Genomic DNA, 14,816 nt, shown 5'->3' on the forward strand with positions numbered 1-14,816 from the left:
CGAACGGACTGCTGCGCCACCCGCGGGGCGGCCGCCGGTGCCCGATCGGGCGCCGGCAGGGGAGGGACGGGAAGATGGACGAGTTACCCATTGGCCGGCGGGTGGCCTACTGGCGGGGGCGGCGCAAGCTGTCCCAACAGGTCTTCGCCGACCGGCTCGGCAAGTCCAAGAGCTGGGTGGACAAGGTCGAGCGCGGGGTGCGCCGGCTCGACAAGTTCTCCGTCCTCTACGAGATCGCCGACATCCTCGAAGTCGACGTGCAGCTGCTGCTGGGCAAGGACCCGGAGCGGCGCACCGACGCGCTCAACTGCATCGACCAGGTCGAGGTCCAGGAGATCCGGGCGGCCCTGGAGCGGTACGACTCGATGAGCGCCTACTTCGCCGTGGCCCCGTGCCCGCCGCCGCTGATGGACATGCGCAAGGCGGTCAACCACGCCTGGCTCACCTACCAGTACGGCCGCTACGGGATGCTGACCCGGGCGCTGCCGAAGCTGCTGCGCGACGCCCAGGCCGCCGACGCCGGCCACGACGGCGACCGCTCCCGGGAGGCGGCCCACCTGCTCGGCCAGGTCTACCAGATCGCCTCCTCCGTGCTGCGCAAGCTCGGCGAGTGCGACCTGGCCTGGCTGGCCGCCGACCGGTCGATGGCCGTCGCCCAGCGGGCCGACGACCAGCTGCTGGCCGGCATCGCCACCACCCGCGTGTGCAACGCGATGGTCGCGATGGGCCGGCCCCGCCCCGCGCTGGAGCTCAACCTCACCATCGCCAACCGGCTCGCCCCCGGCGGGAGCAACGACACCGACCCGGGGCGGCTCTCCGTCTACGGGCTGCTGCTGCTACAGGGCGCGATGGCCGCCGCCCGGCTCGGCGACTCGGCCACCGTCGACGACCTGATCAACGGCGCCCACGAGGCGGCCCTGCTGCTGGGCAGCGACCAGAACCACTACTGGACGTCGTTCGGCCCGACGAACGTGGAGCTGCACCGGGCCGCCGCCGCCGTGGAGCTGGGCGACGGCGGGCGGGCGGTGGAGGTGCACCACCAGCGCATCGCCGAGCCCGCGTTCAACGCCCTGCTGCCCGAGCGCCGGGCCCACCACCTGCTCGACCTGGCCCGGGGCTTCGCCCAGATCGGCGACGTGGCCAACGCCGGGGAGATGCTGCTGCGCGGCGACCGGCTCGCCCCCTCGGAGATCCGCTGCCGCCCCATCGCCCACGAGGTGATGTCGGACGTCCTGCGTCGCACAAGGGGTGCGCCGCCTTCGCTGATCGCGGAGTTGGCTGAGCACATGGGAGTGGGAGTATGAGCGCGCTGGGGGTCGGGATCACCGACCCGCACCGCAGCAGCGAGCGCCGCGAGGTGCTCTACGTCATCGCCTGCGGATCGCCGCTGGCCGGTCACGTTGGCCGGCTCGTGGAACTGGCCCAGCAGGACGGCTGGGACGTGTGCGTGGTCACCACGCCGGACGGCGGGAAGTTCGTCGACCGGCCGGCGCTGGCCCGCCAGACCGGTCATCCGGTCCGCAGCCGCTACAAGGCCCCGGGCGACCCGGACGTGCTGCCCCCGGCCGACGCGATGGTCGTCTGCCCGGCGACGTCCAACACGGTCAACAAGTGGGCGGCCGGGATCACCGACACCCTCGCCCTCGGTCTGCTGGTCGAGGGGCAGGGCAAGGGGGTGCCGATCGTGGCGGTGCCGTTCACCAACGTCGCGATGGCCGGGCACCCGGCCTTCCGGGCCAGCCTGGCCCGACTGGCCGAGTGGGGGGTCGACGTGCTCTTCGGCGACCACGTCGTCCCGCTGCACCCGCCCGGCTCCGGCGAGCACCACCTGCACGCGTTTCCCTGGGCCGCCGTCCTGGCGACCCTGCGCCGCCACCGGCGCTGCCCGGTGACCCCCGCCGCCTGAGCCCGGTCGAGAAACAGGGGCCCCTTGTCAACGGATTCCGTGGATTCCGTCGGCCAGGGGCCCCATTCCACCGCCGAGACCGTGCCGCACGGCCGGCGCCGGTAAGCTGGCCCGCCGTGAGCACAACCGCGACACCGCCGCCGCCGACGACCGTGGCCGACGTGGTGGCGGCGCTCGCCCGGCACTACCCGACGGCCTGGGCCGAGGACTGGGACCGGGTGGGGCTGGTGCTCGGCGAGCCCACCGCCCGGGTGCGCCGGGTGGCCTGCGTGGTCGACGTGGTCCCCGAGACGGTCGCCGAGGCCCTCGCCGCCGGCGCCGACATGATCGTGGCCCACCATCCGCTGCTGCTGCGCGGGGTTTCCTCGGTCGCCCCGACGACGTTCAAGGGGCGCATCGTCCACGACCTGATCAAGGCCGACGTGGCGCTGTACGTCGCGCACACCAACGCCGACGTGGCCGCCCCCGGTGTCTCCGACTCCCTCGCGGCCCGCTTCGGGCTGACCGGCCTGCGCCCGCTGCACCCCCCGGCCCCCGGCTCGCCGGCAGCCGGTGCCGGGCGGGGCATCGGCCGGATCGGCGAGCTGCCCCGGCCCCTGACCCTCGCCGAGCTGACCCGGCACGCCGCCGCCGTGCTGCCCGCCACCGCCTGGGGTGTTCGCGCCGCCGGCGATCCCGGGCGTATGGTTCGTACCCTCGCGGTCAGCGGCGGCTCGGGGGACGCGTTCCTCGGCGCGGCGACCGCGGCCGGCGTCGACGCCTTCCTGACCGCCGACCTGCGCCACCATCCCGCCGGCGAGCACCTCGCCGCCGGCGGTCCCGCCCTGCTGGACGCCGCCCACTGGGCGACCGAGCGGCCCTGGCTCGACGACCTGGCCGCCGTCCTGCGGGCCGAGCTGGGCGTCGAGACCATCGTGTCCGACCTGGACACCGACCCGTGGACGGTGCACGCCGCCGCCCCCACGGCTGCCGACCCGGCAGCTACCCGCACCGTGCCCGGCGGCGCCGCCCCGGGACCCGCCGCCGACCCCGCCCCCGCCGCGGACGACAAGGAGCCCCGACGTGAAGGCTGACCCGAAGGTCCAGCGCCGCCTGCTCGACCTCCAGGCGATCGACACCGCCCTCGCCCAGCTCGCCCACCGCCGCCGCACCCTGCCCGAACTGGCCGAGCTGGAGGCCCTCGCCCGGGAGCTGTCCGCGCTGGAGGACGAGCGGGTCCGCGCCCAGGTCGCCGTCGACGACCTGGACCGCGACATCGCCCGGATCGAGAAGGACGTCGAGCAGGTCCGGGCCCGCAAGAGCAGGGACGAGACGCGGCTGGCAGCCGGCAGCGGCCCGGCCCGGGAGTTGGAAGCGCTCCAGCACGAACTGGTCTCGCTCAACCGCCGGCAGAGCGACCTGGAGGACGCCGAGCTGGAGCTGATGGAGCAGCGGGAGACCGCCCAGGGCGTACTCGACGGGATCGAACGGCGGGCGGCCGACGCGCGCGAGCGGCGGGCGGCGGCCGAGCGGCGCCGCGACGACGCGCTCGCCGAGATCGCCAAGGAGGAGGAGTTCAAGCGGCAGGCCCGCCAGCCCCTCGCCGGCGACCTCCCGGCCGAGCTGGTCACCCTCTACGACAAGATCCGCGCCGACACCGGGCTCGGCGCGGCCCTGCTCACCGGTGGCCGCTGCGGCGGCTGCCGGCTGGAGCTCTACGGCGCGGACATGGCCCGCATCCGCAAGGCCGCCCCGGACGACGTGGTGCGCTGCGAGGAGTGCCGCCGCATCATGGTCCGCACCAACGAGTCGGGGCTGTAGCGGATGGCGGTGCGCGCGGTCGTCGTCGAGGCCGACGGCGGGTCCCGGGGCAACCCCGGTCCGGCCGGTTACGGCGCGGTGGTCCGGGACCGGGCCAGCGGCGAGGTGCTCGCCGAACGGGCCGAGGCGATCGGCACGGCCACCAACAACGTCGCCGAGTACCGGGGGCTGATCGCCGGTCTGGAGGCCGCCGCCGAGCTGGGCGCGACGGAGGTCGACGCCCGGATGGACTCCAAGCTGGTGGTCGAGCAGATGTGCGGCCGCTGGCAGATCAAGCACCCGGGGCTGCGCCCGCTCGCCGCGCAGGCCGCCGCGCTGGTCGGCCGGTTCGCGGCGGTGCGCTTCCAGTGGATTCCCCGGGAGCGCAACCGGCATGCCGACGCCCTCGCCAACGCCGCGATGGACGCGGCAGCCACCGGGTCGGCCGCCGGCAGGCCGACCCGCGACGCCGCCACGAAGCGGGCCGGGACCGACCCGGCGACCACCCCAGCGTCCTGGGAGCCCCGCCCCAGCGACACGGCCACCCGGCTGATCCTGGTGCGGCACGGCGAGACCGAGTTCACCGAGCAGCGCCGCTACTCCGGCCGCGGCGACGTGCCGCTGTCCGAGCGGGGCCGGGCCCAGGCACGGGCCACGGGCGCCCGGGTGGCCGCTCTCGCCCCGGCCGCCGCGGCCGTGGTCAGCTCACCGCTGTCCCGGTGTACGGCCACCGCGCGGGCGATCGCCGGGGCGCTTCGCGGCACCGTGCCGGTACGCACGGTCGACGACCTGATCGAGTGTGACTTCGGGGTGTGGGAGGCGCGCACCTTCGCCGAGGTGCGCGCCGGCTGGCAGGGCGAGCTGGACGCCTGGCTCGCCTCGACCCGGGTCGCCCCGCCCGACGGGGAGTCGTTCACCGAGGTCGCCGCCCGGGTGGCCCGGGCCACGGACGCGCTGGTCGAGGCGTACCCCGGGGAGACCGTGGTGGTGGTCTCGCACGTCTCGCCGATCAAGCTGGTGCTGCGCGACGCCCTCGCCGCCGACGACGCGTTCCTGCACCGGCTCTACCTCGACGCGGCCGGCATCTCGGTGCTGGACCGGTGGCCCGACGGCGGCGTCGCGGTGCGCTCGGTCAACGACACCGCCCACCTCGCCGCGCTCTGACCCACCGGCGAGCAGGCGGCCGTCCCCAGGGGCTGCCGCCTGTTCCGTCTGCCCGCAGCCCGGGACATCGACGGACGTGCCGTTCGGCGCACCCGCCGGCCCGCTCGGCGCACCATTCGGCGCCGGTTGAACGTGACGCCCGTCACCGGGTCGTAACGTCCGGCCGTCATGGGCAGACAAAACCACCGGAGGTGTGTCGTATGACCGCATCCGAACCGGAGGAACCCGGCTCGGCGTCGTCCAGGGCGAAGGACCACAGCCCCTGGAACCGGTTGCTGTTCATCCCGATCGTGGTGCCGCTGATCCCGGCGTTCTTCAACGCCGACTCGCCGCGCGTGTTCGGGTTCCCGCGCTTCTACTGGCTGCAACTGGCCTACATCCTGCTCGGCGTGGCCACCACCACGCTCGTCTACCGGCTGACGAAGAAGCGGGGTGGTCGGTGATGTGGCGCGACCATCTGACCGAGATCATCGTCTTCACGGTGCTGTTCCTGCTGGTCAGCGTCATGGGTTTCGTGGCGGCCCGGTGGCGGGCGCCGAAGGACATGGCGCACCTCGACGAGTGGGGGCTGGGCGGGCGCAGCTTCGGCGGCTGGATCACCTGGTTCCTCGTCGGCGGTGACCTCTACACGGCGTACACGTTCGTGGCGGTGCCGGCGCTCGTGTTCGGTGCGGGCGCGATGGGCTTCTTCGCGGTGCCCTACACGATCGTGATCTACCCGCTGGTGTTCCTGGTGCTGTGCCGGCTCTGGTCGGTCTCGCACCGGCACGGCTTCGTCACCCCCGCCGACTTCGTCCGCAGCCGGTTCGACTCGCCGGTGCTGGCGCTGGTCGTCGCGGTCACCGGCATCGTCGCCACCATGCCGTACATCGCGTTGCAACTCGTCGGCATCGAGGCGGTGCTCAAGACCATGGGGGTGACCGGCGAGAGCGCGCTCGCCCGGCACCTGCCGATCATCATCGCGTTCGCGATCCTGGCCGCGTACACGTACCAGTCGGGGCTGCGCGCGCCCGCGCTGATCGCGTTCGTCAAGGACACGCTGATCTACGTGGTGATCCTGGTGGCGGTGCTCTGGCTGCCGCAGAAGCTGGGCGGCTGGGGCTCGATCTTCGACGCCGCCGAGGCGAAGTTCCAGGCCACGGCGCAGAACCCCAACGACGGGATCCTGCTCAACGCCAACAACCAGCTCCAGTACGTCACCCTGGCGTTCGGCTCGGCGCTGGCGCTGTTCCTCTACCCGCACAGCATCACCGGTGTGCTGGCCAGCCGGAACCGGAACGTGATCAAGCGGAACATGTCGGCGCTGCCCGCGTACAGCCTGGTCCTCGGGTTGATCGCGCTGCTCGGCTACATGGCCGTCGCGGCGGGGGTGAAGCCGCTGCCCGGGTCGACGCCCGGCAGCGCGGACGTGAACACGGTCGTGCCGGTGCTGTTCGACCAGCAGTTCCCCGACTGGTTCGCCGGGGTCGCGTACGCGGCCATCGGCATCGGCGCGCTGGTGCCGGCGGCGATCATGTCGATCGCGGCGGCGAACCTGTTCACCCGCAACATCTACAAGGAGTACCTGAGGCGGGACGCCACCCCGGCCCAGGAGGCGAACGTCTCGAAGATCACCTCGCTGGTGGTGAAGGTCGGCGCGGTGGCCTGCATCGTCTTCCTCGACCCGCAGTTCTCCATCGACCTCCAGCTCATCGGCGGCGTGATCATCCTCCAGACGCTGCCGGCGGTGGCGCTGGGCCTCTACACCCGCTGGTTCCACCGGGGCGCGCTGGTCGCCGGCTGGGCGGCCGGCATGGGGCTGGGCATGTGGATGCTCTACCAGATCCCCAACCCGGCGACGAAGCGCGCCCACTTCGGCGGTTCGGCGTTCCCGCTGGGCGACTTCGGCTTCGACACGAAGAAGACGATCTACGTCGGGATCGTGGCGGTGCTGGTGAACCTGCTGGTCGCCGCCCTGGTGACCCTGGCCCTGCGGGCCGCGAAGGTGGACGCGGGCACGGACGGCACCACGCCGGACGACTACTTCGCCGACGAGGGCGACCCGCGCGTGACCCCGGGCCCGACCCGCGACGCCGACGCCGCCCCGGCGATGTAAGGAGGGGCCCCCTGTCAACGCATTCTGTTGCACAGGGGGCCCTTGTTAACCAACGAGTCGACGCCTCACGGGTTGAGGGTCGGCTGCACCCCGCTGGTGCTGATGATCCAGTTGACGGTGCTCTCGGTGCCGATGGCGACGGCGAAGAACTCCGTCGAGCTGCCGTGACTGTAGACCCCGTAGATCCGGTTGCCGTAGTGGATCCCGGCGCCCGAGTCCCCACTCCAGGGCCAGCCGTTGTTGATGTCCACCATCTTGATCGCATTGGCGCCAGGGCCGGTTCGATCGGTGTGCATGAGGTTGTCCGCCACCCGGACCGAGCAGATCCTGAGCATCGTCGAGGCGCCCTCGAACGGGTCCCACCGGCCCCACCCGGAGATGGCCACGGTCGCGTTCACCGGCAGGGTGCCGATCTCCCGGGCGTACCCGACGACGTTCTGGATCGGTGCGTCCTGGGTGAGCCTGAGGAGGGAGATGTCCAGGGTCGGGTGGTTGTGGAAGCTGCTGGTCCGGATCCGGATGCCCGTGCCGATGTCCCTGGAGCCGGCCTCGATGTACGAGTTCTCCGCGGTGGCGCCGGTGAGCGTGATGCAGTGCCGGGCGGTGAGCACCCAGTGCGGGCTGATCAGCGTGCCGGTGCAGGTGAAGGCGAACTTGGTCGAGTTCGGGTCCTTGGTGAAGAAGGGCACCTGCCCCCTGATCTTGCCGGCCAGTACGCCGTCCACGATCGCGTACGCGGGCGTGGGCGCGACGGCCCCCGCGACCACGGCGAGCACGATCGCCAGCACCGAACCGACCACACGTCTGAGCCTCATGCGTTCCCTGCTTCTTGATGATCGACTTCTGTCGAGCGAACCGTAGCCGACCGGGTCGGATCCCTTGTGAAGCAGGAGTTTCGGGGCGATGAAGACCACAGTGGACCGGATGGGCACCGTCAGCGGCGGCGGGTGCGGGTCTCCAGGGCCTCGTTGAGCCGGCGCAGCATGGCGGCCAGGGTGTCGCGGTCGGCCGAGGCCCAGTCGGCGAGGATGTCGCCGTAGAGCCGGGTGCGGGCCGCCCGGACGGCCGCCATGCGCTGCAACCCGGCCGGGGTGGGGGAGACCACGGTGCCCCGGCCGTCGGTCGGGTCGGGGGCGCGGGCGATCAGCCCGTCGCGCTGCATGGCGGAGACCTGCCGGGTGACCGTGGAGCCGTCCAGGTTGAGCCGGGCGGCGAGGGCGGAGACGTTCTGCGGGCCGGCGCTGTCGAGGTGCCGCAGGATCACGTACGCGGCTCGGTCCAGCACCCGGTGCTCGGCGGTGCCGGTGGCCCGGCGGGTGGCCTCGCCGAGGCGCATCAGCAGCGCCACCTCGGTTTCGATCCGCCCGAGTGTGACCTCTTCCGCAGTGCCGTCTTCGCTGGCTTCGTCGCTCATAGCTGTAGGATACAAGAAAATTATCTGTACGATACAGCCATCTGGGAGGCGGAGTGGATCGGCGTACCGAACCCCACCGCAGTGCCATCTACGCCACCACGCTGGTGGCCTTCCTCGCCATCGCCGGAATCGCCGTCGTCGACCCGATCCTGCCCGCCATCGGCGAGGCCATCGGCGTCACTGCCTGGCAGGTCGAGCTGCTGTTCACCGCGTACATCGCGGTCATGGCCCTCGGGATGATCCCCGCGACCCTGGCCAGCGGCCGGTTCGGCTTCAAGCCCGTGCTGATCACTGGCGTCTCCGTGGTCGGCCTGGCCGCCATCGGCGCCTCGTTCAGCAACGACATCGTGCAACTGTCCGTGCTGCGCGGCGTGTGGGGGCTGGGCAACGCCATGTTCTTCGCCACCGCCATGGTCGTGCTGGTCAACCTCGCCAACGACCGCGAATGGGTCGTCGGCCTCTTCGAGACCGCGCTCGGCCTCGGCTTCGCCGTCGGCCCGCTGATCGGCGGCCTGCTCGGCGAGGTGAGCTGGCGGCTGCCGTTCCTCGTCTGCGGCGTGTTCATGGTGCTCGCCCTCGCCGTCGCGTCCCGCCGGCTGCGCGAGCCGACCAACCCCCAACCTCCCGTACGCCTCGGCGCGATCTTCGCCACCTACCGCCGGCCCGCCTTCGTGGCCCTGTGCGCGGTCACCGGCGCGTACAGCTTCGTCTTCTTCGTCGTGCTCGGCTACACGCCGCTCTTCCTCGGCCTCGACGTCATCCCGTTGGGCCTCGCGTTCACCGGCTGGGGCCTCGGCCTCGCCGCCGGCATCCTCGTGATCGGCCACCGGCTCGCCCACCGCATCGGCGCGGTGCAGACCGTCGGCGTGGCCGTCGCCGGCCTGCTGGCCTGCATGGTTCTGTTCGCCACCTCGACCGGCACCGCCATGTCGCTGGTCGTGCTCGTCGTCGCCGGCCTGTTCATGGGCCTGGCCAACGCCAACCTCACCGACCTGGCCCTCGGCCTCGGCTCCGCCGACCGCCGGGTGGCCACCGGCGCGTTCAATCTGGTCCGCTGGGGTGCCGCCGCGCCCGCCCCGATCGTCTCCGGCAAGCTCGCCGAGCACGGGCCGGCCCTGCCCTTCTGGGTCGGCTTCGGCGTCCTCGTCGCCGGCGCGCTGGTCTACCTCGCCTCCGCCCACTTCATGGCCGCCGGCCACGGCGAGCGGGTGCTCTGGTCCCACTGGAACCGGGCCGCCGCGCGCAACGAGCACGCCCCGAAGGAGCCGGTCGGCGAGGCGTACTGAGCCGGCTGATCTGTGCCGGCTCAGCGCACCGCGCGCCACAGCAGGTACAGGCCGATGCCCGTGCCGAACGCCACGATCAGCGTCTTCAGCACCACCGGCGGCAGCCGGCGCACCAGCCGCGCGCCCGCGTACCCGCCGACCAGGGTCGCCGGGGCCACCACCGCGACGGCCGCCCAGTTCACCGGGCCGAACAGCGCGAACACCACCAGCGTGGTCAGCCCCACCACGGCCGAGAGCAGGTTCTTCACCGCCGACACCCGGGCCAGCGTCGCGTCCAGCACCAGGGCCAGGCCGGCCACCAGCATCACCCCCAGCGCCGCGCCGAAATAGCCGCCGTACACCGCGCCGACCGCGACCATGGCCTGCACGGTGACGGTACGGCGGCGGGGCCCCAGGTCCGCCGGGTGCCCGACGAGGCGGCGCAGCGGATCCTGGAACGCGAGCACGGCCGTGGCACCGAGCACCAGGAACGGCACCACCAGCTCGAACGCCCGCGCCGGGGTGCCCAGCAGCAGCAGGCACCCGACGATCGTGCCCGCCACCGTGGTCGGCAGCAGCGCCCACAGCGCCCGGCCGCGCGGCAGGTCCGTCCGGCTCCCCGCCACGCTCGCGACGTACCCGGGGAACACCGCCACGGAGTTGCTCACGTTCGCTGGCACCGGCGGCAGGCCCACCGCGATCATCGCCGGGAAGGTGATCAGGGAGCCGCCCCCGGCCACCGCGTTCACCGTGCCGGCGGCGAGACCGGCGGCGACCAGCAGCGCGGCGTCGGAGAGTTCCACGCCGCCGAGGCTAGCCCGCCCTGCCGCCCCGCACCCGGGCCACCCCGGCTGCCCGGCCCGGCCATGCCCTGCCCCGCCCCGCCACGGCCCGCCCCGCCATGATCATCACGATGTCGGCGACATGGCGGTATCCGAGTGCCCCGGACCCCGCAATGTCGCCGACATGGCGCCGGCGCCGAGCGCGGAAGGCCGCGCAGTAGGCGCGGCGGTGCGGTCGTTAGGATGGGGGCGCGACGGACGAGTCGACCGGGCGGTCGCGTCGGCGGGCCAGGTGCCCGTCGCCGAGGAACGTCCGGACTCCACAGGGCAGGGTGGTTGCTAACGGCAACCCGGGGCGACCCGCGGGACAGTGCCACAGAAAACAGACCGCCGGCCCCGACGGGGACGGTAAGGGTGAAACGGTGGGGTAAGAGCCCACCAGCATCCCGGGTGACCGGGATGGCTCGGTAAACCCCACCCGGAGCAAGGCCAAAATGGGCCGTCACCGCAAGATGACGACCTGCGCAGACGCTTGAGGGCGGCCCGCCCGATGTCTGCGGGTAGGCCGCTGGAGCCTGCCGGCGACGGCAGGCCTAGATGGATGGCCGCCGCTGGCGCGGACCCCGCGAGGGGTACGCGCCGGGCACAGAATCCGGCGTACAGGTCGACTCGTCCGTCGCCCACCAGCTCAGAGCCCCGATCAAGGCTCTGAGCTGGTCGTTTATCTGGTGCCGTTGGTTGACCTTGGTCATCGTTGGGCGGCGTCTGACGGCCTGGCCACGGCCTGGCCACGGCCTGGGACGGCCTGGAGACGGCCTGAGTGTGGGCTCAGTGGACCTCGCTTCGGGCCGGCGCGCTGGCTCATCCTGAGGGGCCTTGCGGCGGTGCGGCCGGGCTCTGCGCGGTGCCGCCGGCTGCTGTGGGCGGTTGGGCACGTCCTGGCGGTGGAGCTGTTGGGGCGACCCGGGTACCCGGTGGCAAGCCAGTCCCGGGTTTGGACTGGCGCGGCAGCCGGAAGCCCCGACCACGCGACCAGGCCGACCCGCAGGCTTCCGTCACGGCCTCGTTGGACCTGGTCCCTCTGGTTGGTGGGGCGGCGTCCCGGCGGCTGTCGGCGGCTTACCGCCCCGGTGCCGTAGGCGTCCGGGGCGGATTGCCGCCGGCCGGGCTTGCCGCCCCGCACCGCGCGCAGCGCGGTGCCTTGATCTAGAACAGAAGAAATCGGCAGCGCCTGCGGACGTTATCGCACGGACCACCATGAGAGGCCCGGGATGGCGGAGGAGTTGACTCGGGTGATCAGCTAACTTGCAGATGTGCGACAAGTAGATCATCATCGTGCAATGGTCTTCGTTTCCCGCGAGCGTAGCGTCCCTGCTTGGGTTGGGAGTTCAACCCAATTGCGCCGTTTGCTTGACGAGTTGCATAAAGTTGCTATGGAGTCCCCACCTCCCTTTTACTACCAGAATGACTACAGTGAAACCTTTTATGTTCGACTGAAGTTGAGGGAGAGAGCGACCGGCGATGTCATCACTGTGACGGGTTCTATAGATGCGATCTGTGAAAGTATTCAGGATCGCGAGTTGATGGAGGTTCTCGTTTCCTTCTCCCGTTCCGTCTCGGACACGAATCAGGGTGAACTCCTGCTTGACAGAGAGAGGGGCGTTTCGTTGAAGCTCATGAAATCCGAGGAGTATTGGTCAAGTCAGGTGTCTAGTTCGGTCGTTTCGATGCTTGTCGAGCGCAAGCCTTGGTGGGGTAATATCTGCACTCCAGGCGGGAGGCTTGTAGTAGCTCGTTCCTCCGCTGTTCTGATCGGCCTTTTTCTAGGGCTGCTTTTTTTGCCGCTAAAGTTCGCGGCGGCTGTTCCGGCGGTTGCTGGCTTCTGGATAGCGTGGCGGTTTCTGACGCCTGCAAGCGTCGCAAGGATAATCCCGGCTTTCGAGGTGACCGAGTCAGGCTCGTCAAGAGGCCAGAACGTTATCTCCGTGGCGATCTTTGGTGTCCTTATGGCCCTCGTTCTAGGAGTCGTTGTGAATCGCATCTCTTAGCGATTGAGTCCATTTAGATCCGGGTTTATACCCTACATGGTGTCGATGCCTTTTTTAGGTGCCAGAGTTTCGAGTGCCTGGTACGCGACGGTCATCACGTCGTCTGAATCCTCATCCAGGTGACAAGGTTCCCCTTCCTTAGGAAAGCGGAGCAGGTCGAACCTGCTAAAGAGATCCTGTATCCCGTTTGATTGGACGGCGGGTAGAGCATGTACGTAGAGATTGTGGTATGTGATGGATTCTCGCTCGGCTCTCAGGTACTCATCGGGAAGAGCTTTGCTGCACGTCTCGCGTTCTGAAACCCCTTGGTGATTGTGTTGGCTCCTAATGTGATCGAGGGTTTCGATCATTAGGCTGACAAGTGTTCTGCCTTCCATGATTGCCTGATTCGTTCTGCTTAGTTCGGCCTTGCGTGACTCTAGCTCGATAGCTGCCTTGACCTGCAACAGGGCTGCGCGGATGGTTGATCTGCTTTGGAGCCAAGCGCCGAACCCGGTTGCCCCAGCGCCGATGAGGGCACCAAACGTAACGAGGATGAATTCTCTCACGCTGCAAGGGTCGCACAGTTGCGCAAGTGGCATGGTGGCCAGCAGTTATGGCGTGGCCGCGATTCACATTCCCGGACGTCTAAGGGAGTTGCTGCTTGCGCCGGTAGGAGCGTGTTACCCTATCTACTCTTGAGCCACAGTATTCCACTGTCTCTTTTCTGATGATCGAAGCCCCGGCTTCAACATCCAAGATCCTGGCCAATTCTTGATCTGCCGGCACTTCTTGATATGTCGTCGTTGTGGTGCGCGCATTCTGTCTGGGTGTGCAGGGATTGGGTGCAACAAAGGTGCCTCTGCCGTGTTCGGTAAGGACTAGGCCGCTGTCTCGGAGTACGGCTATGGCTTGTCGAATTGTTCCGCGGCTGGCGCGGAATTCGACTGCGAGAGCGCTTTCGGTCGGTAGGAGAGTTCCTGATTGCAGGATTCCCCGATCAATCCTGCTGCTCAACTCGTCGGCGATGGCGCGGTAGCGGGGCTGTCCGTAGTGCGGGGTGGGCACCTGCTCACCGTACCTGGCACTTGTCTTACCAAGTGTCAACCAAGAGACCCGTTTCGACGTGTAGACAACTCGTCCAGTTGTAGGTACGTTTCCATCTGTGCGGCCAGGGTGACGGCTCGTGTCAGGGGTGGTCGGGTCGGCCCTGGTCGCACTTGAAGCGCGGCGTCCTGTCGGACCGGTTGCGGTAGCCGCGCGCAAGTTGGCTCGGCGATACCCGACCCGTCTGTGTCGGACGGTGCGCCGTGCCTTCATCCGGGCCGGTGGCTGGCCATCTCCTTCCAGGGCTGGCCACCGGCCCCTCCTACCTCTGGAGGTGCGATGTCCGGCTCTCACCGTCGGCGCGGCTGGTTCTCGTCCTGGTGGCCGCGAACGCGAACGACGATCCGGGCCGCCAGCAGCAACGCCCCGTCCCGTCCGCGCCCGGCCTCGGTTCCGCCGTTGCCGTGGTGGTCGGTGGCTCCGACGCGGGAGGTGCCCGTGCTGCCGTACGCGCCGCTGATGACCCTGGGGCAGGCGGCGCGGGGCAACGGCGGGAGGTGTCCGCGATGAGGCACCCGACCAGGCCCGTCGGGGTCGCGGGACACCCGGAGTGGTGTGCGCCGGACCGTTGCGGCTACCTGGTGCCGCCGGTGATGGCGCACATGGCCCGCCGCCATCGCGGCCAGATGCACCGCGTCGGTGACTCCCGCGCGGCCGGCTTCGTCGCCACCTACCTCATCGCTGCGGATGGTCTCGGGCCGATGGTGGGGGTTCACGCGACATGCCGGGCGGGCAACACGTGGGCGGAGCTGACGTTGCCGCAGGCAGCCGACCTGGCCGAGCACCTTCTCGGGTTGCTGGAGCAGGCCACCGGCGGCCAGGGGGCCGACGATGAGTGAGGCCGTACCCGTGACGAACGCCCCGCCGTCGTCGGCGACTGCGCCGGTCGTGTGCCCGGAGTGGTGTCGGGGCTGCGGGCCGAACGATCCGATGCATCGAGGGCTTCTCGCGACCATCGGGCGGGAGCGGACCGGCTGGGTGAGCGTGCAACTGCTCGTCGACCGGTTCGCGCGTCGGGACCTGGCCGTCAAGCTCGACGCGACCCGCTACGGCGCGACTCAAACCGTGCTGCTGACGGCCGCCCATGTGGACCGGCTCATCGAGGAACTGACCCACGCGCGGCAGGCCATGCGGGCGGCGGCCGACCCGCGCGAGCAGGCGGGGGAGACGCGGTGAACGCGAGCAGTCGTCGGGGCGTACCTGTTCCTCAGACGCGGGGGCCGCGTCGGACGCTGTCGTCGCGGACGGCGATGGCAGTGCCTCCGGTTCCGGAGCGG

16 protein-coding genes and 1 other RNA gene are annotated in these 14,816 nt (G+C 70.5%); 12 read left to right on the forward strand and 5 right to left on the reverse strand.

What is annotated here, in order from left to right:
* The first annotated feature begins 74 nt into the window (after positions 1 to 74).
* The 7 genes from ACFT41_RS15235 to mctP all read left to right on the forward strand — a co-directional run bounded on the left by ACFT41_RS15235 (position 75) and on the right by mctP (position 6,944).
* Positions 75 to 1,304 carry a helix-turn-helix domain-containing protein gene (locus ACFT41_RS15235; protein ID WP_377613850.1) on the forward strand — a complete coding sequence of 410 codons (1,230 nt, stop codon included), beginning with the start codon at positions 75 to 77 and terminating at the stop codon, positions 1,302 to 1,304.
* Positions 1,301 to 1,906 (forward strand): flavoprotein, encoded by a 606-nt coding sequence (locus ACFT41_RS15240; protein WP_377613851.1) that lies wholly within the window; start codon positions 1,301 to 1,303, stop codon positions 1,904 to 1,906. The genes ACFT41_RS15235 and ACFT41_RS15240 overlap by 4 nt, the downstream gene beginning before the upstream one ends.
* A 116-nt stretch (positions 1,907 to 2,022) precedes the next feature.
* Positions 2,023 to 2,979 (forward strand): Nif3-like dinuclear metal center hexameric protein, encoded by a 957-nt coding sequence (locus ACFT41_RS15245; protein ID WP_377613852.1) that lies wholly within the window; start codon positions 2,023 to 2,025, stop codon positions 2,977 to 2,979.
* Positions 2,969 to 3,706, forward strand: a complete 738-nt coding sequence (locus ACFT41_RS15250; RefSeq protein WP_377613853.1) for a zinc ribbon domain-containing protein — start codon at positions 2,969 to 2,971, stop codon at positions 3,704 to 3,706. The genes ACFT41_RS15245 and ACFT41_RS15250 overlap by 11 nt, the downstream gene beginning before the upstream one ends.
* 3 nt (positions 3,707 to 3,709) lie before the next feature.
* Positions 3,710 to 4,849, forward strand: coding sequence for a bifunctional RNase H/acid phosphatase (locus ACFT41_RS15255; protein ID WP_377613854.1), 1,140 nt, complete (start codon positions 3,710 to 3,712; stop codon positions 4,847 to 4,849).
* Positions 4,850 to 5,049: 200 nt separating this feature from the next.
* Complete coding sequence (locus ACFT41_RS15260; protein ID WP_377613855.1) at positions 5,050 to 5,292, forward strand: DUF3311 domain-containing protein; 243 nt, start codon at positions 5,050 to 5,052, stop codon at positions 5,290 to 5,292.
* Positions 5,292 to 6,944, forward strand: coding sequence for a monocarboxylate uptake permease MctP (gene mctP, locus ACFT41_RS15265; protein ID WP_377613856.1), 1,653 nt, complete (start codon positions 5,292 to 5,294; stop codon positions 6,942 to 6,944). The genes ACFT41_RS15260 and mctP overlap by 1 nt, the downstream gene beginning before the upstream one ends.
* 65 nt (positions 6,945 to 7,009) lie before the next feature.
* On the opposite strand, the gene ACFT41_RS15270 is transcribed toward mctP, so the two are convergent.
* Complete coding sequence (locus ACFT41_RS15270) at positions 7,010 to 7,759, reverse strand: trypsin-like serine protease (RefSeq protein ID WP_377613857.1); 750 nt, start codon at positions 7,757 to 7,759, stop codon at positions 7,010 to 7,012.
* Between the two features lie 119 nt (positions 7,760 to 7,878).
* Positions 7,879 to 8,358: a MarR family winged helix-turn-helix transcriptional regulator gene (locus ACFT41_RS15275; RefSeq protein ID WP_377613858.1), complete on the reverse strand. Its 480-nt coding sequence runs from the start codon at positions 8,356 to 8,358 to the stop codon at positions 7,879 to 7,881.
* Between the two features lie 53 nt (positions 8,359 to 8,411).
* Here ACFT41_RS15275 and ACFT41_RS15280 point away from each other — a divergent pair, with 53 nt between their 5' ends.
* On the forward strand, positions 8,412 to 9,644 hold the full coding sequence (locus ACFT41_RS15280) for an MFS transporter (protein WP_377613859.1): 1,233 nt from the start codon (positions 8,412 to 8,414) through the stop codon (positions 9,642 to 9,644).
* Positions 9,645 to 9,664: 20 nt separating this feature from the next.
* On the opposite strand, the gene ACFT41_RS15285 is transcribed toward ACFT41_RS15280, so the two are convergent.
* Entirely contained in the window at positions 9,665 to 10,426 is a 762-nt protein-coding gene (locus tag ACFT41_RS15285) for a sulfite exporter TauE/SafE family protein (protein ID WP_377613860.1), read from the reverse strand.
* Positions 10,427 to 10,664: 238 nt separating this feature from the next.
* On the opposite strand from ACFT41_RS15285, the gene rnpB reads away from it, so the two are divergent.
* Both rnpB and ACFT41_RS15295 read left to right on the forward strand, forming a co-directional pair.
* Positions 10,665 to 11,081, forward strand: an RNA gene (gene rnpB, locus ACFT41_RS15290) — RNase P RNA component class A.
* 757 nt (positions 11,082 to 11,838) lie between these two features.
* Positions 11,839 to 12,453, forward strand: coding sequence for a hypothetical protein (locus ACFT41_RS15295; protein ID WP_377613861.1), 615 nt, complete (start codon positions 11,839 to 11,841; stop codon positions 12,451 to 12,453).
* A 32-nt stretch (positions 12,454 to 12,485) separates the two neighbouring features.
* Here the strand turns inward: ACFT41_RS15295 and ACFT41_RS15300 are convergent, their stop codons facing one another.
* Positions 12,486 to 13,001 carry a hypothetical protein gene (locus ACFT41_RS15300; protein ID WP_377613862.1) on the reverse strand — a complete coding sequence of 172 codons (516 nt, stop codon included), beginning with the start codon at positions 12,999 to 13,001 and terminating at the stop codon, positions 12,486 to 12,488.
* 79 nt (positions 13,002 to 13,080) lie between these two features.
* A complete protein-coding gene (locus ACFT41_RS15305) occupies positions 13,081 to 13,752 on the reverse strand; it encodes a GntR family transcriptional regulator (RefSeq protein ID WP_377613863.1) in 672 nt (223 codons plus the stop codon).
* A gap of 293 nt (positions 13,753 to 14,045) precedes the next feature.
* Here ACFT41_RS15305 and ACFT41_RS15310 point away from each other — a divergent pair, with 293 nt between their 5' ends.
* Entirely contained in the window at positions 14,046 to 14,378 is a 333-nt protein-coding gene (locus ACFT41_RS15310) for a hypothetical protein (RefSeq protein ID WP_377613864.1), read from the forward strand.
* Between the two features lie 91 nt (positions 14,379 to 14,469).
* Positions 14,470 to 14,715 carry a precorrin-4 C11-methyltransferase gene (locus ACFT41_RS15315; protein WP_377613865.1) on the forward strand — a complete coding sequence of 82 codons (246 nt, stop codon included), beginning with the start codon at positions 14,470 to 14,472 and terminating at the stop codon, positions 14,713 to 14,715.
* Positions 14,716 to 14,816: the final 101 nt, after the last annotated feature.

This window comes from Micromonospora sp. NPDC057141 (genome assembly GCF_042670805.1).
GTDB lineage: Bacteria > Actinomycetota > Actinomycetes > Mycobacteriales > Micromonosporaceae > Micromonospora.

Bases quoted from the DNA above. Each gene is read 5' to 3' on its own strand.
- ACFT41_RS15235 (WP_377613850.1), top strand. From the start codon at position 75: ATGGACGAGTTACCCATTGGCCGGCGGGTGGCCTACTGGCGGGGGCGG.
- ACFT41_RS15240 (WP_377613851.1), top strand. From the start codon at position 1,301: ATGAGCGCGCTGGGGGTCGGGATCACCGACCCGCACCGCAGCAGCGAG.
- ACFT41_RS15255 (WP_377613854.1), top strand. From the start codon at position 3,710: ATGGCGGTGCGCGCGGTCGTCGTCGAGGCCGACGGCGGGTCCCGGGGC.
- ACFT41_RS15260 (WP_377613855.1), top strand. From the start codon at position 5,050: ATGACCGCATCCGAACCGGAGGAACCCGGCTCGGCGTCGTCCAGGGCG.
- mctP (WP_377613856.1), top strand. From the start codon at position 5,292: ATGTGGCGCGACCATCTGACCGAGATCATCGTCTTCACGGTGCTGTTC.
- ACFT41_RS15270 (WP_377613857.1), bottom strand. From the start codon at position 7,759: ATGAGGCTCAGACGTGTGGTCGGTTCGGTGCTGGCGATCGTGCTCGCC.
- ACFT41_RS15275 (WP_377613858.1), bottom strand. From the start codon at position 8,358: ATGAGCGACGAAGCCAGCGAAGACGGCACTGCGGAAGAGGTCACACTC.
- ACFT41_RS15295 (WP_377613861.1), top strand. From the start codon at position 11,839: ATGGAGTCCCCACCTCCCTTTTACTACCAGAATGACTACAGTGAAACC.
- ACFT41_RS15305 (WP_377613863.1), bottom strand. From the start codon at position 13,752: ATGAAGGCACGGCGCACCGTCCGACACAGACGGGTCGGGTATCGCCGA.
- ACFT41_RS15310 (WP_377613864.1), top strand. From the start codon at position 14,046: ATGAGGCACCCGACCAGGCCCGTCGGGGTCGCGGGACACCCGGAGTGG.
- ACFT41_RS15315 (WP_377613865.1), top strand. From the start codon at position 14,470: ATGCATCGAGGGCTTCTCGCGACCATCGGGCGGGAGCGGACCGGCTGG.